General features: G+C 73.8%; 1 protein-coding gene. It reads left to right on the top strand.

The features are described 5' to 3' along the window. Positions 1–248: M13-type metalloendopeptidase (locus ACQG3P_RS21365; RefSeq protein ID WP_426806174.1), on the top strand; the 248-nt coding region annotated here is incomplete at both ends.

Genomic DNA, 248 nt, shown 5'->3' with positions numbered 1-248 from the left:
CCGCGCTCCTGCAGCCGCCCGGCTTCGACGGAGCCGCCGATGATGCGGCGACCTCCGGCGCGAGCGGCGCGGCGCGCGGCCATGCGATCCGCCATGGCTTCGACACCGCCGGTGCGCTGTACGATGACACCGGCAAGCTGCACAACGGGCGGACGGCCGAGGACCACAAGAAGTCCCCTGCCGCCGGCGATGCGCTGGCTGCGCAGTACCGCAGCTTCCAGCCGGTCCCGGGCGTGTCGGTCAACGCC

This window comes from Stenotrophomonas sp. SrG (genome assembly GCF_050031795.1).
Classification (GTDB): Bacteria; Pseudomonadota; Gammaproteobacteria; order Xanthomonadales; family Xanthomonadaceae; genus Stenotrophomonas; species Stenotrophomonas rhizophila_A.
This window is presented reverse-complemented; position numbering and strand designations above follow the sequence as displayed.